The 22,393-nt window shown below is 65.6% G+C and carries 17 protein-coding genes; 6 read left to right on the forward strand and 11 right to left on the reverse strand.

All coding sequences use genetic code 11. The features are described 5' to 3' along the window. Nucleotides 1-186 precede the first annotated feature (186 nt). The 4 genes from ACVIGB_RS33420 to ACVIGB_RS33435 all read right to left on the reverse strand — a co-directional run bounded on the left by ACVIGB_RS33420 (nt 187) and on the right by ACVIGB_RS33435 (nt 5,158). On the reverse strand, nt 187-1,371 hold the full coding sequence (locus ACVIGB_RS33420; protein WP_456719467.1) for a pyridoxal-phosphate-dependent aminotransferase family protein: 1,185 nt from the start codon (nt 1,369-1,371) through the stop codon (nt 187-189). A gap of 132 nt (nt 1,372-1,503) precedes the next feature. After that, nucleotides 1,504-2,334, reverse strand: coding sequence for an LssY C-terminal domain-containing protein (locus tag ACVIGB_RS33425; RefSeq protein ID WP_092121831.1), 831 nt, complete (start codon nt 2,332-2,334; stop codon nt 1,504-1,506). A gap of 132 nt (nt 2,335-2,466) precedes the next feature. Further along, entirely contained in the window at nt 2,467-3,192 is a 726-nt protein-coding gene (locus tag ACVIGB_RS33430; protein WP_456719466.1) for a thermonuclease family protein, read from the reverse strand. A 238-nt stretch (nt 3,193-3,430) separates the two neighbouring features. Then, a complete protein-coding gene (locus tag ACVIGB_RS33435; RefSeq protein WP_456719465.1) occupies nt 3,431-5,158 on the reverse strand; it encodes a hypothetical protein in 1,728 nt (575 codons plus the stop codon). Between the two features lie 360 nt (nt 5,159-5,518). On the opposite strand from ACVIGB_RS33435, the gene ACVIGB_RS33440 reads away from it, so the two are divergent. Continuing rightward, entirely contained in the window at nt 5,519-6,373 is an 855-nt protein-coding gene (locus ACVIGB_RS33440) for a caspase family protein (protein WP_456719464.1), read from the forward strand. Between the two features lie 173 nt (nt 6,374-6,546). On the opposite strand, the gene ACVIGB_RS33445 is transcribed toward ACVIGB_RS33440, so the two are convergent. From ACVIGB_RS33445 to ACVIGB_RS33470, 6 genes are all read right to left on the reverse strand, one after another. Further along, nucleotides 6,547-7,491 (reverse strand): efflux RND transporter periplasmic adaptor subunit, encoded by a 945-nt coding sequence (locus ACVIGB_RS33445; RefSeq protein ID WP_456719463.1) that lies wholly within the window; start codon nt 7,489-7,491, stop codon nt 6,547-6,549. A 7-nt stretch (nt 7,492-7,498) separates the two neighbouring features. Further along, entirely contained in the window at nt 7,499-8,407 is a 909-nt protein-coding gene (locus ACVIGB_RS33450; RefSeq protein ID WP_456719462.1) for an alpha/beta fold hydrolase, read from the reverse strand. A gap of 1,036 nt (nt 8,408-9,443) precedes the next feature. Further along, entirely contained in the window at nt 9,444-9,689 is a 246-nt protein-coding gene (locus ACVIGB_RS33455) for a hypothetical protein (protein ID WP_092121846.1), read from the reverse strand. 233 nt (nt 9,690-9,922) lie between these two features. Continuing rightward, nucleotides 9,923-10,132 (reverse strand): cold-shock protein, encoded by a 210-nt coding sequence (locus tag ACVIGB_RS33460; RefSeq protein ID WP_029084280.1) that lies wholly within the window; start codon nt 10,130-10,132, stop codon nt 9,923-9,925. A gap of 254 nt (nt 10,133-10,386) precedes the next feature. After that, entirely contained in the window at nt 10,387-12,885 is a 2,499-nt protein-coding gene (locus tag ACVIGB_RS33465; RefSeq protein WP_456719461.1) for an adenylate/guanylate cyclase domain-containing protein, read from the reverse strand. Nucleotides 12,886-13,021: 136 nt separating this feature from the next. Continuing rightward, complete coding sequence (locus ACVIGB_RS33470; protein WP_456719460.1) at nt 13,022-15,097, reverse strand: AsmA family protein; 2,076 nt, start codon at nt 15,095-15,097, stop codon at nt 13,022-13,024. Between the two features lie 212 nt (nt 15,098-15,309). Here ACVIGB_RS33470 and ACVIGB_RS33475 point away from each other — a divergent pair, with 212 nt between their 5' ends. Beyond that, nucleotides 15,310-15,984, forward strand: a complete 675-nt coding sequence (locus ACVIGB_RS33475) for a Crp/Fnr family transcriptional regulator (RefSeq protein WP_176534276.1) — start codon at nt 15,310-15,312, stop codon at nt 15,982-15,984. 245 nt (nt 15,985-16,229) lie between these two features. Here ACVIGB_RS33475 and ACVIGB_RS33480 read toward each other — a convergent pair whose 3' ends face one another. Then, nucleotides 16,230-17,090: an AraC family transcriptional regulator gene (locus tag ACVIGB_RS33480; RefSeq protein ID WP_092121857.1), complete on the reverse strand. Its 861-nt coding sequence runs from the start codon at nt 17,088-17,090 to the stop codon at nt 16,230-16,232. 186 nt (nt 17,091-17,276) lie between these two features. Between ACVIGB_RS33480 and ACVIGB_RS33485 the strand changes: the two genes are divergently transcribed. The 4 genes from ACVIGB_RS33485 to ACVIGB_RS33500 are packed head-to-tail and all read left to right on the forward strand — an operon-like array spanning nt 17,277 to nt 22,385. Next, on the forward strand, nt 17,277-18,854 hold the full coding sequence (locus tag ACVIGB_RS33485; RefSeq protein WP_456719459.1) for an ABC transporter substrate-binding protein: 1,578 nt from the start codon (nt 17,277-17,279) through the stop codon (nt 18,852-18,854). Further along, nucleotides 18,851-19,852: an ABC transporter permease gene (locus ACVIGB_RS33490; protein WP_456719458.1), complete on the forward strand. Its 1,002-nt coding sequence runs from the start codon at nt 18,851-18,853 to the stop codon at nt 19,850-19,852. The genes ACVIGB_RS33485 and ACVIGB_RS33490 overlap by 4 nt, the downstream gene beginning before the upstream one ends. Further along, entirely contained in the window at nt 19,852-20,685 is an 834-nt protein-coding gene (locus ACVIGB_RS33495; protein WP_456719457.1) for an ABC transporter permease, read from the forward strand. Before ACVIGB_RS33490 ends, ACVIGB_RS33495 begins: the two co-directional genes overlap by 1 nt. Next, nucleotides 20,682-22,385 carry a dipeptide ABC transporter ATP-binding protein gene (locus tag ACVIGB_RS33500; protein WP_456719456.1) on the forward strand — a complete coding sequence of 568 codons (1,704 nt, stop codon included), beginning with the start codon at nt 20,682-20,684 and terminating at the stop codon, nt 22,383-22,385. Before ACVIGB_RS33495 ends, ACVIGB_RS33500 begins: the two co-directional genes overlap by 4 nt. The last annotated feature ends 8 nt before the right edge of the window (nt 22,386-22,393 follow it).

The following is a 22,393-nucleotide window of genomic DNA, read 5'->3' on the forward strand; positions in this document are numbered from 1 at the left end:
CTAGTGCGCAGTTGCGCACGGGGGCCGGGACCGATAGCCACCGATGGTCATTGTTGGGCGCCGGCGGAACGACGAGTCCGCCCACAACCTCCGCCGCGGATTATGGGTCCTGGCTTTCGCCGGGACGACAGCGGAGCGTGTAGCCTCGATCGTACCCAGGATGACCGGTCGCTGCCTGCGCTTGGCCTACGCCTTCACGTTCTCGCCGAGCCACTGGATGGCGGCGTCGGCGCCGGCCTTGCCGTGCGGGATATTCAGCGCGGTGAGCGCGACCTCGACGACGCCGAGCGTGCCGAGGATCATCGGCGCGTTGACGTGGCCCATATGCGCGATGCGGAAGGCCTGGCCCTGCAGGTCGCCGATGCCGGTGCCGAGCACGACGCCGCATTTCTCCTTGGCATAGCGCTGGATCGCGGCGGGATCGGCGCCCTTCACGGTCACGGTCGTCACCGTGTTGGAGCGTTCGGCGGCTTCAGCGATGTTGAAGCCGAGCACCTGGCCCTCGCCCCAGACGGCGACGGCGCGGCGCACCGCTTCGCCGAGCAGCCGGTGCCGTTCGAACGCATTCTCCAGGCCCTCGGCGTGCAGCATGTTGATCGCCTCGCGCAGCGCGAACAGCAGATGCACCGGCGCGGTGCCGGCATATTTGCGGTAGTGCTCAGAGCCCTCGCGCTCGGTCCAGTCCCAATAAGGCGTGCGCAGATCGGCCTTCTTGTGCGCGTCCCAGGCGCGGTCGCTGGCGGCGACGAAGCCGAGGCCGGGCGGCGTCATCAGGCCCTTCTGCGAGCCGGACATCGCGACGTCGACATACCATTTGTCCATCTCGAACGGCATGCAGCCGAGCGAGGCCACGGTGTCGACCATGAACAGCGCGGGATGGCCGGCGGCCTTGATCGCCTTGCCGATCGCCTCGATATCGTTATAGGCGCCCGAGGCGGTGTCGACCTGCACGGCGAGGATCGCCTTGATCTTGTGCTCCTTGTCGCGGCGCAGCCGCTCCTCGACCTCGGCCGGGCGGATCGCGCGGCGCCAGTCGCCCTTCAGCACCTCGACATCGGCGCCCATCGCGGCCGCGGCCTGGCCCCAGCCGATCGCAAAGCGCCCGCTCTCCAGCACCAGCACCTTGTCGCCGCGCGACAGCACGTTGGAGAGCGTCGCCTCCCAGGCGCCGTGGCCGTTGGCAATGTAGATGTAGGACTTGCCCATGGTGGCGAACAGCTTCGAGAGATCGCGCAGCAGGCTTTCGGTCAGTTCGAACATCTCGGCGGAGTAGATATCGAGCGCCGGGCGATGCATCGCCTGCAGCACCTGATCAGGCATCGTGGTGGGCCCGGGGATGGCCAGAAATTCCCGGCCCGCGCGAACGGTCATCGTCCTGTTCCTTTTGGGTAAAGCTACGCAAATCATGCGTCTGAGGGGTCAAGGGTGAAGGATATGCCATCGCGGCCGCGATTGCGAGCCGGACGAAGCAATCCAGCGTTTCCAAAAGCGCGGGACACAGCCTTATTTGTCGATGGTCTCGACCACCGCACGCCAGATCTGGTCCTTGAACTGGGTCGCGGCGGGGCTTGGAATCTGCTCGACGGTGCCGTCGTTCTTGCGGCAGGCCTCGACCAGCCGCATCACCCAGATTTCACCGTCGGTGTAATAGAGGTCGCCGCCGCCATTATGCCCGTCGAAGGTCGGGCCGATCCCGGTGACCTGGTATTTCGCGGTGACCATGCCGGCGGATTCGAGGTCGGTCGCGAGCAGCGCACGTTCGGCGTCGAGGTCGGCCGCGATGTGATGCGTCACCGCGCCAGTGTAGCTACTGATGCCGACACTGCGGTCGAGCGTCGCAGCGCCAAGCCACACCGGGCGCTTCTCCTGACCCTGATCGAGCACCCGCCAGAAACGGACATGGTTGCGGCGATCCGCGCTCGATCCGACCGGCCGTTCGAAGGCGAGGTCCTCGCGGCGGCCGAGATAGAACAGGCTGCTCACCGGCGCCGCCTTGTAGGGACGGTCGAGCAGCACGCTGCCTACGATTTCGATCGAGGATTTCAGCGTGACCGGATCGGCCGGGAACCAGCCGGCCTCGTGCATCGCGCAGACCACGTCCTTGGTGTCGCCGATCAGCCCGACATTCATGGGATCGCCGGGAATGCCCTGCGCGGTGCGGGTCACCATCGGCAGATTGGCGAGGCCCTTCTGGTGCTCGTAATGCGTCCACAGCGCCGGCAGCACCAGATAGGCCGCGATCAGATAGGTGACCAGGACGAACAGCAGCAGCTGCAGATAGCGCACGCGTTTGCGACGGCGCGCCGCAGGCGGGTTGATTTCGACGTCAGTCACGGCACACGCTTCCGGATCAGTGCGTGGCGCCCTAAAGCGCGATGAGATTGGGTTGAATCGTCATCGCGCCTTAGCTCTTTGTTTGAGCATGGTCTTATCGGAAAACCGCTTCGCACTTTTCCGGATCATGCTCTAGCGCCGCGTCTCGCGGCAGCCGGCGGCTTCGGCTTCCTCGACCGAGCAGAACCAGCGCGTGCCCTTGCTGATCTTCATCTCGATCTTGGCGTACCAGCGGCTGGTCGGCTGGTGAAAGATGCATTCGCCGGAGCGGTTGACGTTGCCCTTGATGGTGCAGTCGGGCGAGGGCGCCACCGGGCCGGAGGCCGAGGCGAGCAGGATCGAGTGTGCACTCTCTGGCACTTTCACGGTGCCGAGCACGGTGGTCTTCTTGTTGCGCACGCGCCAGTCCCACGGCGCGATGAACGCGCCCTGCCACATCCCGGCCTTGGCCTCGCGCGCCGCTTTCTCGTCCGGCTCGTAGTCATGTGAGATACGGGTGTAGGCCAGCGCCCAGCCATTGCTGACCATCCATTTCTGGATGTCCTCGCCGTCGACCTCGCAGCGCGCAATAGTGCGGCCGCGGCGATCGACCGAACGCGCGTGGCAGCTCCAGCTCTTGTTGCCGGCATGCTTGATCAGCTCGTCGCGCGCGGCGACGCCGCAGGTCCAGCGCTCACCCTTGGTGTTGAGGCAGAGCTGGTCGGTCGACGGCGCGTCGATCCCGCCGAGCCGGATCTTGATGCTGCCGATCATGAGCTGGTCGCCGTCGCGGATCTTCGGCACGCCGGTGATGTCGGCGGCGACAGCCAGCGTCGGCAGCGACAGCAGCAGGCCAGCAGTGAGCAGCGTCTTGAGCATCGGCGTTTCCGGCCAGTCTTTCGTTCAGCGTTCAGGGCCCAAAGGATCGGCGAGGATTGTGCGGGCAATTGGGCAACCCTGCCAGTGGTGTTGTGTTTCCGCCAGTTTCAACTTCGCGTCATCCCCGTGCCTGTGCGCCAGCCGTCGCCCCGACGGTCCGTAGTATGGGTAGAGCGAAGCGAAACCCATCGTTCGCATCGGCGGTGTCAATGATGGGTTTCGCTGCGCTCTACCCATCCTACACCGCAACCATCCGCTTCCTGGCCAGCGCAAGGGCCATCAGCACGAAGGCCGACGTCACCTCGGGCCCGCCGACCAGGATCCGCGTCGGCGTCTTCATCTTATTCCATTCATAGGCCCTGTAGGGCCCCTTGCGGCCGCCTTCGCCGAGGCCCTGCACGATGCAGTGCAGCGCCGGCGTGAAGGTCGAGACCTCGGCGCCAAGATGCGCCAGCGCCATCAGCGCGAGCGCCGCGTCGAACGGGTTCATCTCATGCGCGATCAGCTCGCCCTGGACGTAGCCGAGCACGCGGGCGCGGATCAGCGCGAACACATTGCCGGGATCGATCACGCGCTGCGCCGCCAGCGGCAGCGCGACGAAGGCGGCGTAGCAGCGGCCGAAATAGGCCGAATAGAGCTCGGGCAGATAATAGATGTGCGAACGCGGATTCCTGAACGCGCCGCTTTCGACCAGATTCTTCTGGAAGGCGATGATGCGATGCACGGTCTCGAGCCGCTGCGGCGTCTCGAGGATTTGCCAGCGGACCAGGTTGCGGAACGAGACCTCGAGAATGTCGAGGTTCAGCGTCGGATCGAGGTCGTTGCCATAAGGCCGCTCGCCCCTGAGATTGTCGATCCAGGTGACGACACCGCCCTCATAGTCGATGTTGTCGTTGAGCGGCACGGTGACGCGCGGTTCGTTGGCGCCTGATCGGACCTGGTAGCCGCGGTAGAAATCCAGCAGCGGCTGCTGCAGGATCGGATCGTCGGAGCCGGCCTGCGTCGCGGCCGAGAACGCGCACGCGGTGGTGTCGCAGTCGGGCACATAGACGCCGAAGCCGAGGTCCTGCTTGATCTGGGCGAAGAAGCGCGAGAAACGCGGATGCCGTCCCGGCGCCAGCGCGGTGATCACCTTCACGACCGAGCCGTCATGCGAGGGCACCTCCTCGGCGCTGGTCTTCAGGCAGAAGTCCACCATCTCGGTGATCGCGCGCCGCGCCGCGCCCGCCTCATCCGGCGATGCAAGCCCGGTCTCGACATAGCTCAGCAGCGCCTCGGTGAAGAAGGCGTCGTAATAGGCCGAGCGGTGGCGGATCTGCACCGGCTCCCACATCGGCTCGGCGATGCCGCGCCATGGCGGGTTGATCAGCGCGCGCGCCGGCGAATGCGCGATGAAGACCCGCGCCAGGCTGAACAGCAAGGTCGAGTTCTTGTAGCCGCGGGCGTTCAGCCCGGTCAGCGCCATCAGCATCTCGCGCCCGCTGATGTCGGGGTCGCCGATCAGGTTGAAAGCGGCATAGGTCGGGATGAAGCCGCATCTGCCGAACGAGCCGAGCAGATGCGCGCCGGTTAAGCGGATCACGCGGTCGATCTCGGCCATCGCGGGCGGGTGGCCAGGCGGGGTCGCGGCCGGCGGGGTCGGGTGGCGCACGCCGATGCCGTCCATCAGGTCGGCGACCGGGGCGCCGATCGCGGCCCAGTCCGGCGCCGCGGCGTCGCGCGCCTCGGTCAACGCGGCGCGCAGGCCCGCCAGACGGTCGGGGTCGTTCAGCGCCGGCAGGCCGGTGCGGCGGAGCAGCGCGCGCAGCGGCGGATTGCCGAGCGCGGTCCGGTAGAATTTTCCGAGATGGGCATCGCCGCCGCAATAGGCCTGCAGCACGGGGTCGCAGACGTCGTAAAGCGACGGTCCGTCCTTCTTGGCGGTCAGCGCCCGACACACGGCGCCAGCGATCTCGTGAAGGCTCATGAATCCCTATCCCAAGGAACCGGTTAACGCCGCCGCCCCCGGCGGTGTTTCCTCCGGTCCTCCCCCAAACTCGCAAGCCTTTGGAAAGCTACATGAATCCGTACAGAATACAAATGTGACCGAAGTCACGTAACGGGATCTTAACGGCGTCAATGGCCTGTGCCGGGCGGCAGCATGCTGCAAACCGGGTTGCTCCGGCGGTCCAGCCGGGTTAAGGGAGTGTTTGTTGCGGCGCCGCAAATTGAGCTGAATTCAACGGCACACACACCTCAACCCCATTAAACCTGATCGTCACTGACGCGACTAACTGGCGCGATTTCGTTCGAACGCCATCGGGATAGAGATTGGGACTAGAACGTTATGAACCTTAGGCAGCTTCATATTTCCCGTCGCACCATCGCCGTCTGCGTGGCGGTGGCCGGCACGGTGTCGCTGGCGATTGGCGCCCACGCCGCGCTCAACAAGCGGACACCGGATGTTGCCAAGGAGACGATCGCAGGCGCCGTTACCGCCGGGCAGACCGGCAGCATAGCGGGCGGCTCCTCCCGCCTCGCGCTGATCATCGGCAACGGCCATTATCCGGACGCCGCGGCGCCTTTGGCCCAGCCGATCAACGATGCCCGCACTTTGTCGTCGGCGCTGCGCCGCGAGGGCTTTGACGTCGACGTGGTCGAGGACGCGACCAAGGACGACATGTTCCGCGCAGTCGAGCGCATGAAGGCCAAGATCCGGCCCGACACCGTCGTGATGCTGTTCTTCGGCGGCTACGGCGTGCAGGTCGGCCGTGAGAGCTACATGATCCCGGTCGATGCCACGATCTGGAAGGAAGCCGACGTCAAGCGCACCGGCGTCAGCGTCGAGTCCGTGCTTGAGGCGATGAAGGAGCGTGGTGCCAAGGCCAAGCTCGTGGTGCTCGATGCCTCGCGCCGCAATCCCTATGAGCGCCGCTTCCGCGCCTTCTCGCATGGCCTCGCCCCGATCAGCCCGCCGGAGAACACGATCGTGCTGACCTCGACGACGCCGGGCAAGGTCGCCGACGATTCTTCAGCGCCGAACAGCGTGCTGGTCTCCGAGCTCATCAACAACCTCAACGCCCAGGCCGGCGCCGAAACCGCCTTCAACAAGACCCGCGTCGCGATCTCCCGCGCCAGCGAAGGCGAGCAGGTGCCGAGCGTGTCGTCCTCGCTGCTGGAAGACATCAAGCTCGGCGGCTGAGCCAAGCTCTTCCCCACGTCGTCCCGGCGAAAGCCGGACCCATGGCCACGACCGGTTGCTGTGGCGATGCGCTGTGGCCCCAGCGTGCTTCCATTCGTACATTCGTGGTTATGGGTCCCGGGTCGCGCTTCGCTTGCCCGGGACGACACTGAGTGTGGCGGCGCCTACTTCGCCTACTTCGCGTCCGCGCTCGCCCCCACCGGCCGCACCGGATCGCCCTCACGCAGCAGCGCGCCGGCGCGGGCGACGACGATGTCGCCTTCCTGGATGCCGTCGCGGATCTCGACCTGGCCGGCCGACATCAATCCGATCTCGACCCGCCGCGTCTCGACGCGGCCGCCGCGCACCACCTGCACCACGGTGCCGGCGGTGGAATAGAGGATCGCGGTCAACGGCACCGCGACGCCGCAGCTCTGCCCGGTCTTGATCTGCGCCCGGCCGGACGAATTCACCAGCAGCCGCTTGTTGGAGGTGATGCCGACGAACACCTGGCCGAGCTGGCTGTTCGGCTCGATGGTCGGCGCGATCGTCCGCACCTTGCCGTCCATCTCGCCGGCGCCGATGATCTTCAGCCGCGCGGTCTGCTCAGTCTTCAGCTTGGCGATGTCGCGGGTCGGCACCATGCCGACCAGGTCGTATTCGTTTCTGGCGATGATCGAGAACAGCGCATCCTTGCCGGAGGCCGGCGCGCCGACGATCGCCGAGGACGCCGAGATGGTGCCCGCCACCGGCGCCGTGAGGTTGATCGCGTTGGTGCCGTCGGTCAGCCGCGCCAGCACCTGGCCGGCGGTGACGGTGTCGCCGGGATCGGCCTTCACCTCCGCCACCTTCAGCCCGAACCGATCGGGCCGGATCTGCTGCTCGTCGCGCGGCAGCACGATGCCCGACACCTCGACGATATTGCCGAAGCAGAATTTCGAGGCCTTCAGCACCGTCACCGCCGCGCCCTTCGGCACGGCGTCGGCCTCGCCCGCGGCAAGCGCGGGAGAGGCTGCGAGCAGAAGCAGCGCGACGACAATCGACGGTCCGTAGGATGGGTAGAGCCAACGGGTCCGCGCAACGCGCGGCCCGATGATAAACTCCGCGAAACCCATCAATCGCTCGAGCCTCAAACTCATCTGCAAATTATTCCCAAAATGAGGGCCTCCTGAATACCAGATGCGGCCTCGCCGAGCCAGCCGGCTGCGCCGCGGCGGCAGCCGCCTCAGTCGGCCCGGCACCAGCGGCGAGCTCCAGCTTCGCCAGCTCCTCGGCGCGCCAGATGTGCCGCAGGATTTCCGGATTGACCCGCTCGGCATGCGTCACCGGCAGCATGTGGCCGGCCGCCGGCAGATGCCGCATCTCGGCGCCATCGATGATCGCGGCGAGTTTTGCGACAATGCGCTGCGTCACATAGGGCGACAGCCCGCCCGACACCAGCAGCGTCGGCACCCTCAACGCGGCAGCGGCAGCCGCTACGGCGTCGAGATCGAGCGCGGCGTTGAAATCGTAAGGCAGCTTGTCGGCCTGCTCGATCATCCGCAGCCGCCCGCTCGGCGAGAACTGCTCGCGCGGGCCGGAGCCGGCCCAGAACGCGGTGAACGCCTCGACCGCCTCCAGCGCCGCGCCGTCGAAAATATCCTGCGACACGACCTGCGCGATCCGCGCGAAGCGATCGTACAGCCGCGTGTCGGCGGACCCGTCGCGCAGCAACGTCGGCAACACGGGCTCGATCAATGTCAGGCTGCGGATGCGCTGCGCATAAGGCGATGCCGTCGCCAGCCGAAACGCGATCGCCCCGCCATAGGAATGCCCGATCAGATGGATCGGCCCCCTGGCTTTGGCGAGCCAGGGCTCGAGCCGCGCGATCTCGCCATCCAGCGTCCGCGGCCAGTCGCGCCCGCAGGCGGCGACGCCATAGCCGGAAATATCCGGCGCCATGAACGGAGTGCCACTAAGCGCGCCCGCAAGCTTCGTCCATTGCCGTCCCGACCCCAGCGAGCAGTGCAGCGCCACCACCGACGCCGCAGCGTGCGTCCCGTCCAATCCTGTCATCAAACCCATTCCTCGCGTGTTCTTGTTGTGAGCGGACGCTTGCGCGTGCCGTTAGGACGCGAGCGAGGTGGGGGATGGGTTATTCCTGGGAGGGGCGGGTGGGGTCGTGATCGTGATTGCGGAGGCAAACAGATTCACTGGATGTTGATTTGAGGCTCGTGGGAGTTCGCGGAAAATGAAAGCAATGTCGCAACAATTGCTATTTTCTAGCCGCTTGCATTGTTCTGAATACCAGAATTTATCTTGAACATCTCCCCCAACTCACCTGTACAACTTCCCCCGTCCCGCCCGGCAAGAGGGGCGTATCGCAATCGTCACGAACGTGCGGCGGGATGCGATGGACGCTGGCGGCGCGCGACGACATGCGCTGATCGGCGGACGGTGAAGTCGTGTGGTTCTGGCGCCCCAGTGGCAGGTGCCTCCTCGCGAGATGCTAATGCGTTTTGCGAAGTCGGTGACAAGCAAGCCCGGTCTCACCGGGAAGAGCACGAAGTAAGCCGTAACCCATCGCGCAGGGAAGGCCGGATGTTTCGGTTTCACCTGTGGTCCTTCCTCCCGTGCTTTTTGTTGCACGGGACCCATTGGTGCAATCGGCGCCCGGCCTTCCCTGCGCCCTCTCACGGTCAATGAGGGTGACTTGATCGCATCCCTCGGGCGCAACGCGCCGCGAGATCGCGAACGCATATCCCGTCTGCTGTTTGACAATGTTGATCGGGGACTAGATTGGGTGCAGCGCCGTTGTGCTGCCGCTCCGTCACCCCCGCGCAACGGCTTTGCCGTTGTCGCTGGAGGAGCGCACTGTTGCGCGCGTCTCGAAGGGTCGACGGCCCAGCGGTCGCCGTGCATCCTTCGAGGCTCGCTGCGCTCGCACCTCCAGCGACGAAGGCGAAGCCTTTGCGCGGGGATGACGGGAGCGATACTGTCATTGCGAGGAGCGATAGCGACGAAGCAATCCATCGTTCCGTATGCGAGGTGGGATCGATTGCTTCGCTTCGCTCGCAATGACGGCGGTTATTGCAGCAGCCACAGCGCAGCGTCAGCGCACGATGCGCTTCACGCGCGCTTTCTTCCTGGCGATGGGGGCTGGCGCCAGCTCGGCTTCGGCCGCAGCCTTGGCCTCGCGGGCTTCGCGCAGCGCCCGCAGCCGCTCCATGTTCTTGCGGATCGCGGCTCCGTCGCGCTCGACCTCGGCGATGGCGCGCGCGCCTTCCTCGGCCGCCAGCCGCTGGCGGTCGGCCCTGGCGAGGCTCGCGGGCGATGGCGTGGGCTTCCTGGCGGTCATCGACAATCTCTCCAAGGCATCATCCCGCTGCGAACGCTTCGCGTCTGTTGCACGGAACGGCGCGATGCAGCGTGCTTTGGGATCACGCGCAGCAAGACATGCTAAAACCCGCCCAATCCGGGTGGATCGAGCGGGCAGCAACGTCATCCCAGTACATCCGTGGAATGACGAACCGGCATGATCGCAACAAACGCGGAACGCGTCTGCGCGGAAATCATGCCCAAGTAAAAAGCTCAGACGATCTGAAGATTCTCGGCGCTGGTCTTGCCGCGCATCTTGTCGGTCTTCAGCTCGAACGACACCTTCTGGCCTTCAGCCAGGCCGGTCAGGCCGGCACGCTCTACTGCGCTGATGTGAACGAACACATCCTTGCTGCCATCGCTCGGCTCGATGAAACCAAAACCCTTCTGGCCGTTGAACCACTTCACTGTACCTGTCGCCATCTTCTCTTCTCCAAAATGCGCGTTTGCGCGTGTGTTGCGCAGAATCGCGCGCCATCCATTCAACTGACGATGTCTTTGGAGGAGGGCCGTTCTGACCATTCAACAAGGCGCAACGGCTAATCGAATGCCGGGTACTATACACACTTTCCGCGCGAATGCAAGGTTCCGACGGTAGTGGGTTCCCGCTCGGAAATGAGGCCGGCGGGGCCCGTCATTGCTTCGCTCTTCGCAACGACGAGTGGAGAAAGCGTCGCCTACTCCGCTGCCGCTTCCGCTGACGGCTCGCCCTTCCAGCGCAAAATCTCCGCGGCGAGGATCGGGTGATTAAAACCCTTCAGCACGAGGTCGTCGATGGCGCGACCCTCGACATGGGGCTCGACCATGCCGTAGACGCGGCGGCTCACCACGATCTGGTTGGCCTTGGCCTCGCCGCACAGGCGGGAGGCGAGGTTGGTGACGCTGCCGATCGCGGCATATTCCAGCCGCTGCTCGAAGCCGACCTGACCGAGCGTGGCATAGCCGAGCGCGATCCCCATGCCGAAGCCGAGACTGTGGCCGCGGTTGCGCCACTTCTCGGTCAGTGCGCCGATGGTGTCGCGCATCTCGACCGCCATCTTCACGGCGCGCAGCGTGTGGTCCGCGAGTTGGATCGGCGCGTTGAACAGGATCATCACGCCGTCGCCGGCATAGCGGTCGAGCGTGCCTTCGTACTTGAAGATCAGCTTGCCGAGCGCGGCGTGATATTCGCGCAGCACGTTCATCGCCTCTTCCGGCTCGGTCGCCTCGGTGAAGGCGGTGAAGCCGCGCAGGTCGCAGAACACCACGGTGACCTCGCGGCGATGGCTGTCCAGCAGCCCCTCATGGCCGTCGGAGGAGGCGATCAGCTGCGCCACCTGCGGCGCCAGGAAACGCTCGAGCTTGCGGATGCGCTCGATCTCCGTGAGCTGGGTCTCGACGCGCGCCTCCAGCGACTTGTTCCAGTCGGTGAGCTCTTCGGTCTGCTGCTGCAATCTGTCGGCCTGCTCGCGCACGGTGGCGTTGGCCAGCTCCAGCGCGTGGCTCTTCTGGTCCACCTCGGTGAACAGCCGCGCATTGCGCATCGCCAGCACCGCCTGGTGCGCAAAAGTCTTCATCAGGCCGATCAGGCTCGCGGGGAAATCGCCGGCCGCCTTGCGCAGCACCACCAGCGAACCGAGCACGCCTTGCTGATCGACCAGCGGCACCACCAGCACGGAGTGGAAGCCGGCGCCGACCACGACATCGCGCAGCGGATGATCGGGACTGGATTCTTGTTCTGACGCGTTTTCTTCACGCGAACCGGTATCCACTTCGCTCGAAAACGCTCTAGTGGCGAGATCGGGAAACGCCAGCGGCTCGCCATTGGCCGCGGCCTCGGCAAGCGGGCTGTTCGCCGCGTCGATCGCGCGATGACGGCCCTCGGCCTCGGCGTCGATGCCGATCGATTGCGTCAGGTTGAACGTGCGCTGTGCGGCGTCATAGCCATAGATCAGCACGGCGTCGGCATGGGTGATCTCGAGCGCGCGGGCGGCGACTGTCGGCAGCACTGCGTTGAGGTCGAGCGAGGACGCCACCGCGCGGCCGACCTCCTCCAGTACCTTCAGCTCGTTGATCGATTGCGCGAGATCCCGCGTGCGCTCCTTCACCTTGCCTTCGAGGCCGGAATAGGTCTCGGCAAGCTGCGAGGCCATGCTGTTGAATTGCCCGGCGAGCTCCTCCAGCTCATCCGCGGTCTTCACCTCGATGCGGTGGCCGAAGTCGCCGGCCCCGAGCCGCCGCGCGCCGGTACGCAGCGCCGTGATCGGCACCAGCATGCGCCGCGCCAGAATCGTGCCGGCGATGATCGCGACCACGAGGCCGAGCGCAATCAGCAGCGCGATGCGCACCAGCTGATCGCGGATCGGGGAGAGCGCCTGCGCGGTCGGCTGCTCGACAAATACGTGCCAGCCGAGGTCCGGCGCTGATGTTGCAGTCGTCAGCACCGCGTTGCCGTCGACATCCTTGCCGGAGGCGATCCGGCGGCCGCTCGGCGACAGCACCGCGGCGACCTGCGGCAGCGCGGCGAGGTCCTTGCCGATCTCGGGGCCCTTCGACGAACTCGCCAGCACGCGGCCCTTGGCGTCGACGAGATAGGCATAGGCCGTGCGGCCGACCTGGGAATCGCCGAAATAGTCGTTAAGGAAACGCAGGTCGATCTCGGCCACCGTGACGCCGGCGTTGAAGCCGGAATGCTGCTCGCCGATCGACATATAGGGCCGCTCGTCGCGAAAATACGCCGGCGCGTAGGCGGTGCCGCGCTCGACAGCTTCGGTGAAGCGGAGGTCGCGCGAGAAGTCGGCGTTGGAATTCAGCGTGTAGGTCTGGCGCGACAGACGCAGCACCTCGCGGCCCTGGCCGTTGATCAGGGTGAGCTGGTTCACCGCCGGCACCTGGCCGAGCAGCTGGGCATAATCGGCGCGCCGCAGCTCGATCGTGTTGGAGGAGGCGCGGGTCACCCAGGAGATCTGGCGCTCGAGATCGGCGATCGATTGCTCGATGCGCTTGGCGGTGGCATCCGCCTTCTCGCTCATCGCGTCGGTCAGCGTGCTCCTGATGCCGCGATAGCTGATCCAGGTCTCGAGCGCGCCGTTGACCGCGAGCACGAACACGACGAGGCCGACCAGCGCGAGGACATATTTGGCGAACAGGCCGCCGCGCAGGAACCAGTTCTTGCCCTTGTCCGTAGCCCCGTTCATCCAGCCTCGTCCGTTCCCCTCCAATCAGTCGGGTGCGCCACTGTATCGCTGCTGTTTAGCACGGATCGGCCGGGCAAGGCGGGGCCTCCCGTCGCATGGTTAGCCCTGCATTCTGGGCGGGGATATCCGGGAATATTCAGCGGTTGAACAGCTGTCGCAGCACGTCGTTCATCGCGGGATTGTCGTGCTGCTCGGCGGTGTCGGCCGGCGGAGGGGCGGGCGGCGGCGCGGCGGCGGGCGGCGCGTCCGGGGTGGGTTGGGCCAGGCTGCGGCTCGGGCGGGAGGCGTTGCCTTGATTGAGGGTGGAGAGGCCCTGCTGCAGCAGGTTCCCGATGGTGTCGCCGAGCTGCCCGCCGAGCGGATTGGTCTGGCCGGCGGCCGCACCGCCAGGCGCCTGGCCCGTGCCGGGCTGCGCGCCGGTTCCGCCGCCCTGCACGCCGTTGAGGAGGTTGCTGAGCCCGTTCAGGCCTTGGCTCAACCCCTGGTTCAGGCCTTGGCCATTCGCGCCGAACAGGCCCTTGCCCATCTCCTTGAGCTTGGCATAGGCGGCCTCTGGATTATCGAGGATGCCCTGCATCTCCGGATAGATCCGCGGGGACACCCACGGACCCTCGATCATCACGGGGATGCCGAGGCCGACCGGATTGCCGGCGCGGCCCTGGCCCTCGGTGGTCATCACGAGCTGCGGCTCGACGCGGAACCCGATCTGGCGGGTGTTGAGATCGACGGTGCCGACCCCGCTCATCTTCACCAGCGGGCCGATCAGATTGAGATCGGTGGTCACGGCCTGGCCCTTGTCGAGCTTGAACGAGGCCGAGAGCTGGCTGAGATCGGTCGACAGCTCCTCGCCCTGTTGCCAGCCCGACAGCGTGCTGGTGGTGAGGTTGCGGATCATCTGCGCGACGTTGAGGCCGAGGATCTTGCCGTCCTGGAATACGACGAAGGCCGTGCCGCCGAGATTGCCGACGATCGCGCGCGCGCTCGTGCCGTGCGAGGTCAGCGCGATCTTCGTCTGCATCTTGCCGTCGAGCTTGTCGAATTCGGCAAGGCTTTTCAGCACCGGCAGCGCGCGCACGCCGGCGAGGTCGAGCCGCAGCGCGTAGGTTGGAGTAGCGCCCCTCGCGTCGATCGTGAGGTCGCCATTGGCGGTGCCATCATAGGCGCCGAGATTGCCGAGCCGGGCCTTCAGCACACCGCTGTCAACGGATGCGTCGATCGCAGCCTGCGCGAAGCGGCCGTCGCCGATCACGAGCTCCGCCGTCGAGATGCGCGCTTGCGCGTCCACGTAGTTGAGCCCGCCGAGGTCGATCGACGTATTGCTCCAAATGTTGGTGCCCAATGGCTGCGCCGCATCGGGCTGGCTCGGCGTCGGCGCCATCGAGATGCGCTGGAAGTCGAGATCGAGCTTCACCAGCGGCTTGTTGCTGGCGAAGTCGACCGAGGCCCAGCCGGTGAAGCCGCCATCGCCGAGCGTGCCGGATACGCCGTTGAACATCAGCACCGTGCCGTTCAGGCGCGCTTCCGCGTTCGCCTTGATCGCCGCGGGCAACAGGCCAGGTGCGTCGATGTTGAACTCGGCCGGCACGTTCTGGCGTTCCAGCGGCGCCTGTGGCGCGGTCGCGCGGATCTCGAACTTCAGCGGCTTGTCACTGGTGCTCGCACTCCCCGTGACAACGATCTTGCGGTCGTTGCCGATGGTCGCATCGGCATTGAGCGTCTCGATCCGGGTCTCGACCCGGTCGCGCACATTAGAGAACACGATGGTGCCGCCGCCGACGCTGACATGCCGGATCGTGAGGCCGCCGCTGTCGGAGCCGGAAGACTTCGCCGGCGGATGATGGTCGCGGGTGCGCTCGCGCTGCAGCGGCAGATTGATCACCGGCTTGACGATCACGAGGTCGGTGACGTCGGGCTGGCCCGACCACAGGCTCGACAGCGTCATCTCGGCCTCGACCCGATCAGCCGCGAACCGGTTGTTGACCTCGCGCTCCCGCGGGTCCTGCAACACGACGTCGCTCAGCGTCAGGGTGACGGCCGGCCAGAGACTAACTTTGGCGCCGCCATTGATGCTGAGCGTGTAGCCGGTCTCCCGCTCGACCCGCTCGGTGATGGCCGAAATGAGGAACGAGGACGGGATCCCGACCGCGGCCACCAGCGCGATGATCACGATCACGGCAGCGATGGCGGCCCCGGCGAATTTCAGTGCTCTCATCTCGATATTCCAGGCCGGGCAGACAGGGTTCCGCCGCGGAAAGGCGCGGCCGAACGGACGAGATTATCCCGCAAACGGGACCTCGCTCCAACGGTTGGAAAAATAATCCGTTACCAGCATGAACTTATGTGACCTCTCACACACTCTTATGAGGGTGATTGTTGCTAACCGGGCGTCGGGGGACCGCTCGGATCGATTTGGAAGGCAATACAATGAGCAAACAGGCCGAATTTGCGGTCATTCTGAAAATGAACCCTATGTTCGCCGATCTCGGTGCGGACGAATTGGCGCGGCTTTCGGGCCTTTGCCACACCCAGCAGCTCGCCACCGGCGAGGTGCTGTTCCAGAAAGGCGATCCCGGCGACGCCCTGTTTGGGGTCCGCCGCGGCCAGATGCGCATCGAAACCGGTGCCTCCGACGGCAGCCGGCTCACACTGAACTTCATGGGATCCGGTGACCTGTTCGGCGAAGTCGCCGTCCTCGACGGTCAGGAGCGCACCGCGGATGCGACCGCGGGCGAGCCCACCGAATTGTTCGTCCTGCGGCGGGAGGATTTCCTAGGCTTCCTCGAGCGTGAGCCGAAGGTCGCTGTCCGCCTGATCGAATTGCTGTGCCAGCGCATCCGCTGGCAGAGCGAGCGGATGGAAGAATCCGTGCTGCAGCCGTTGCCGGTCCGCCTCGCACGCCGGCTGTGCGCGCTGGCCGAGGATTTCGGTTCCGAGGTGCACATCTCGCAGGAACAACTCGGCATCTTTGTCGGCGCGGCGCGCGAGAGCGTCAACCGGCAACTGCAGACCTGGCGGAAGGACGGCATCGTCGACCTGCAGCGCGGCCGGATCATGCTGCACAACATGACCAAGCTGACAGCGGTTGCACGCAACGACTAAACGGTTGGATGCAACGCGCCCGCGAGGATCGCCGTCCTCTCGCGCGCCTTGCTTGCGAATGTTGACGCACTCCTGCCTAAAAGACTTGCTTGCATGAGCAGGCCGGTATCGCTTTCATCCGCGTGCCGGTCCTTGGGGTGACACCCAGCCTTGCTGGCCTCACGCCATCCACCTGCAAACCCCTGCGGTCTTTCCCGTTGACCGCAGGGGTTTTGCATTCCGGCAGGTGCGTGACGCGAATTCGTCTACCTCATCACCACTTCGGGATTGGCCCAGCGCAGATACTGGCGCGGTGCAGCGCCGAGCTCGCGCTTGAACATCGCGGCGAAAGCACTCGGGCTGTCATAGCCGACGTCGAGCGCGACGCAGGTGACGGCTTCGCCGGCGCCGAGCCGCGCCAGCGCTTCGAGCAGCCGCACCCGCTGGCGCCAGGCCGCAAAGCTCTGTCCGGTCTCGCGACGGAACAGACGCGTCAATGTTCGCCGGCTGAGCTGGCTGCGATCGGCCCATTGGTCGAGCGTCAGATCGGAACTCGGATCGACCAGCACCGCTTCGCAGATCGCGGCGAGCCGCGGATCGGGCGGTACCTGCACATGCAGCGACACTTCAGGCATCCTGCCGATCTCGTCGAGCAGGAAATCGACCAGCCGGCCGTCGCGCCCTTCCGGATCGTAACGGGTCGGCATATGCACCGCTTCTTCCATCAGCGCTTCGACCAATGCGGAGACCCTGATCAGGCGGCAGGTTGCCGGCGCATTCCGCACACGGTCCGGCGTGACATAGATGGTCTGGATCTCGACCTCGCCCCACGCACGCGACTGGTGCGCGACGCCGGCCGGAATCCACAGGCCGTGGCCGGGCGGCACGACGAAATGGCCGCGCTCGGTCATCATCGAGGTCACGCCTGCGGTCTGCAGGATGAACTGATCGCGCCGATGCGCGTGTCGCGCGCTCGTGCTTTCGTTCGGATAGGAGGCCGCCATGGCCGCGAGCGGCCGTTCGACCTGTTGCAATTGTCCGGCATAATGCGCGGCAGCTACGGGACCGGATTGCTTGCGGCACACGCGCAGGCCGGCGGTGTCATTTCGTCGCGCTGCGACTTTCAAGTGTCGTGAGCTCCTGATCGATCGTCGTTTTCGCAGGGTGCTCATGCATCTTCCGGGCCAGTTGGCCCGATCGCGATGGTTGTTGTCCCCAATCAGGTAGCGCGGGATACGGCGTTTGGCAACAATGCCTCACCCCGCGACATTCGCCGAAATCGAATGCCTGACGCGCGGCGACGGAGAGGTCCGATGAACAGACGCGAATTCACCAAGGCGATGCTGGCCTGCGGTGCAGCCATCCCGTTCGGCATCACGCGGGCGGCGGGCCAGACCCGCGGTGGAACGCTCAACACCATCATCCAGCCGGAGCCGCCGGTTCTGGTGACCGCGCTGAACCAGCAGCAACCGACCTTGACGCTCGGCGGCAAGATCTATGAAGGCCTGCTGAAATACGGCGCCGACCTCAAGCCGATGCCCGGCATGGCGCAGTCCTGGGAGATCTCGCCGGACGGCCTGACCTACACATTCAAGCTGTTTCCCGGCATCACCTTCCACGACGGCAAGCCGATGACCTCGGAGGACGTGGTCTTCACCTGCATGAAGCTGCTGGTGGAGACGCATCCGCGCGCGCGGCAGAACTTCGCCCGCGTGGCGTCGGCCGAAGCGCCCGATCCGCTCACCGTCGTGTTCAAGCTGAAGCAGCCGTTCGCGCCGTTCATCGGCTGCTTCGATTGCACGTCCGCGCCGATCGTGCCCAAGCACATCTATGACGGCACCGACTATCGCAAGAACCCGGAGAACGACAAGGCGATCGGTACCGGCCCCTTCAAGCTGAAGGAATGGGTGCGCGGCTCGCATGTCCATCTCGTCCGCCACGATGGTTACTATCTGAAGGACGAGCCTTATCTCGACGAGATCGTCTACCGCGTGATTCCCGATGCGGCGTCGCGTGCGCTCGCGCTGGAGAACGGCACCGTGCAACTCGTGCAATGGTCCGACGTCGAATTCTATGACGTGCAGCGCTTCAAGGCGCAGAAGAACCTCGAATTCACCACCAAGGGCTACGAGTATTTCGCGCCGCACCAGTGGCTCGAGATGAACAACCGCATCGCGCCGATGAACGACAAGCGGTTCCGGCAGGCGGTGATGCACCTGATCGACCGCGAGGCGTTCAGCAAGCGCGTGTATTTCGGCAACGCAAAGGTCGCGACCGGCCCGATCTCGTCGAAGACGCGGTTCTACGATCCGAACGTGAAGCGCTACGAGTTCTCGGTGGACAAGGCCAAGGCGCTGCTCGACGACATGGGATTGAAGCCTGGCGCCAACGGCAAGCGGGCCGAGATCAAGTATATCGTGCCGCCCTATGGCGAGTCCTATCAACGCGCCGGCGAATTCTTCCGGCAGAGCTTTGCACGCGTCGGCATCGACCTCGTGCTGGTCGGCACCGACATGGCCGGCTGGGCCGAGAAGGTCGGCAACTGGGACTATGAGATGACCCAGAACCTGCTCTACCAGCTCGGCGATCCCGCGCTCGGCGTCGCGCGCACCTATATCTCGTCGAACATCAAGAAGGGCATCCTGTTCTCGAACACGCAGGGGTACTCGAACCCCGAGGTCGACAAACTGTTCGACGAGGCCGCAATCACGCTCGATGAAGCCAAGCGCCGGGAGCTCTACAGCAAGGTTCAGCAGATCCTGGTCGAGGATGTGCCGGTGGCCTGGACGCTCGAGATCGAATATCCCATCATCTACGACAAGGCGTTCAAGAACATCGTGACGACGGGCATCGGATCGCACGAAACCTTCGGGTCGGTCTACAAATCGTGACGCCACTCGGGAGCGCAGCGGCGATCGGGCTCCAGGCGATCAGCCGCATCGCACAGCTCGTGGCCGTGATCCTCGTCATCGCGACGTTCAACTTCGTGCTGGTGCGGGCCGCCCCCGGCGACCCGGCCCAGGTGATGGCCGGGCAATCCGGCGCGTCCGATCCAAAGCTGCTCGACGATCTGCGCAAGGAGTACGGGCTCGACAAGCCGTATTTCGTCCAGCTCGTGAGCCACCTCGGCCGCGTCGTCAGGCTCGATCTCGGCTATTCCTATCGCCAGCGCCGCCCCGTCGTCGATCTGATCCTCGAACGGTTGCCGGCGACGCTGCTGCTGACGGTCACGGCGTTCTGTCTCGCGCTCCTGATCGGCACTGCGCTCGGCGCGCTGGCGGGGCTCGCGGCCGGCAGCGTGCTCGATACGGTGTTCACCGTGCTCTCGCTCGTGCTCTATGCGACGCCGGTGTTCTGGCTCGGCCTGATGCTGGTGCTGGTGTTCTCGGTGACGCTCGGCTGGCTGCCGCCGTTCGGCTACGAGACCATCAACGTCCAGCTCTCGCCGATCGCGCACGCGCTCGACATCATGAAGCACATGATCATGCCGGTGACGTCGCTGGCGGCGATCTATCTGGCGATCTACGCGCGGCTGATGCGCTCCTCGATCATCGAGGTCGCGCAACAGGACTTCATCAAGACGGCGCGCGCCAAGGGCTTGTCCGGCACGCGTATCGTCGTCGGTCATATGCTGCGCAATGCGCTGGTGCCGGTCGTCACCGTCGCCGGCATGCAGGCCGGCGCGCTGGTCGGCGGCGCCGTGGTGATCGAGACGGTGTTCGCCTGGCCCGGCCTTGGCCGCCTGACCTTCGAAGCCCTGCTGCAGCGCGACTATCCGGTCCTGCTCGGCATCTTCCTGATCCTCTCGATCGTCGTGATCGCGCTCAACCTTTTGACCGACTTGGTCTACCGGCTGATCGATCCGCGCATGACCACGGGAGCGGCGTGATGGAGACGGTGCGCGCCTTCCTGCGTCATCCCAGCGGCATGATCGGGCTTGTCTTGCTGCTGATCATCGTGGTTGTCGCGATCATCGCGCCGATCATGTTTCCGGTCTCGCCCTGGGAGATGGTCGGCGCGCCGTTCACGCCGCCCGGCGAGGACGGGCTGTGGCTCGGCGGCGATACGCTCGGCCGCGATGTCGCGGCCGGCGTCGCCTATGGCGCGCGCGTCTCGCTGTTGATCGGCATCGCATCGGCGCTCGCTGCGATGGCGATCGGCGTCGTAGTCGGCGCGATCTCGGGCTATTTCGGCGGCAAGGTCGATCTGGTGCTGATGCGGATGACGGAATTGTTCCAGACCATTCCGGCCTTCGTGCTCGCCATCCTGCTGGTCGCGACCTTCAATCCGTCTCTGCTCACGATCATCCTGACCATCGGGGCGGTGAGCTGGCCGCCGCTGGCGCGGCTGACGCGCGCGGAATTCCTGCGCCTGCGCCATCGTGAGTTCGTCGAGGCGGCGTTGTGCCAGGGCGAGCGCACCTGGCGCATCGTGCTCGGCCACATCCTGCCGAATGCGATCTCGCCGATCCTGGTCGTGACGTCGCTGACGGTGGCGACCGCGATCCTGCTGGAAAGCGCGTTGTCCTTCATGGGGCTCGGCGATCCCAATTTGATGTCGTGGGGCTTCATGATCGGCGCGGGGCGCACCGTGATCCGGAATGCATGGTGGATGAGCGTGTTTCCCGGGCTTGCCATCCTCGTCACCGTGCTGGCGATCAACCTGTTCGGCGAGGGCCTGTCCGATGTGCTCAACCCGCGTGTCTCGAGGCGCCGGTCATGAGCGAATCCATGGAGACCAACGCGCCGGTTCTCGCGGTTGATGATCTCTCGATCGCGCTCCCCAAGGGCGGCGACCGGCCCTTCGCGGTCGAGAATGTGTCGTTTGAGATCAAGCCGAACGAGGTGGTCTGTCTGGTCGGCGAATCCGGCTCCGGCAAGTCGATGATCGCCCATGCGGTGTTGCAGCTGTTGCCGCGGGGCGTCGACATCGTGTCCGGTGCTGTGACGGTCGCAGGGCAGGATCCGTCGAAGCTCGACGGCTGCGGTCTGCGGAACCTGCGCGGCGGCAATGCCGCGATGATCTTTCAGGAGCCGTTGTCCTCGCTCAACCCGCTCAAGCGGGTCGGCAAACAGATCGAGGAGATGATCCTGGCGCACCAGCGGCCCACGCCGTCGATGGCGGAAGTCCGCGAGCGGGTGCAGACGCTGCTGACGCAGGTCGGGCTGCCGAATCCTCAGCTGCTGGAAAAAAGCTATCCGTTCGAGCTGTCCGGCGGCCAGCGCCAGCGCGTGATGATCGCGATGGCCATGGCCAACCGGCCCGCGCTGCTGATCGCGGACGAGCCGACCACCGCGCTCGATGTCACGACCCAGCGTCAGATCCTGCGCCTGATCGACGATCTTCGGCGCGAGCGCGGCATGGGCGTGTTGCTGATTACCCATGATTTCGGCGTCGTCGCCGATGTTGCCGATCGCGTCGTGGTGCTGCGCCATGGCAAGGTGGTCGAGCAGGGCACGGCAAGCGAGGTGCTGCGCAATCCACAGGCCGCCTACACGCGCGAATTGATCGACGCGGTGCCGAAGGCGCGGCTCGCGGACATCCATGACACGATCGTGCGACCGCAGCCGCTGCTGGACGTCGTCGGCCTGCAGAAGACCTTTCGGGTCAAGCGCGGCTGGCTGCAGCCGCCGCGTGAAGTCGTCGCCGCGGATGGCATCTCGCTGACCTTGCACGAGGGCGAGACGCTGGCGATCGTCGGCGAATCCGGTTCCGGCAAGTCGACGCTGGGGCGCATGATCCTGCGGCTGACCGAGCCGGATGCCGGCGCCATCCGCTTCGGCGGCGCCGATCTCCGGCAGCTGGGTGGTGAAGCGTTGCGCCAGGCGCGGCGGCAGCTCCAGATCGTGTTCCAGGATCCGTTTGCCAGTCTCGATCCACGCCAGAAGGTCGGCGATGCCATCGCGCGCGGGCCAATGGCCTACGGCACCTCGCGCGCCGAGGCGATGGCGCAGGCAAGGAAGCTGCTGGCACGGGTCGGATTGTCGGAGGCCGCCGCGGATCGCTATCCGCACGAATTCTCGGGCGGCCAGCGGCAGCGGATCTGCATCGCGCGGGCGCTCGCGCTGAAGCCGCGGGTCTTGATCGCCGACGAGGCGGTGTCGGCGCTCGACGTTTCGGTGCAGGCCCAGGTGCTGGCACTGCTCGCCGAGCTACGCCAGGAAATGCGGCTTGCGATGATCTTCATCACCCACGATCTGCGCATCGCCGCCGAGATCGCCGACCGCGTCATCGTGCTGCAGAAGGGGCACATCGTCGAGGAAGGCACCACCGCCGAGGTCTTCACCGCGCCGCGCCAAGCCTATACCCGCGATCTGCTCGATGCGATTCCCGGCCGCGATTTCTTCGACCAGCCGGGCTTTGCGGCCGCGGACGGCGCACGCCAGACGGCGAGGATCGATTCCGGCATCGACGCGGTATAAACTAACAA

The sequence above is a fragment of the Bradyrhizobium sp. USDA 4341 genome, from assembly GCF_054063755.1.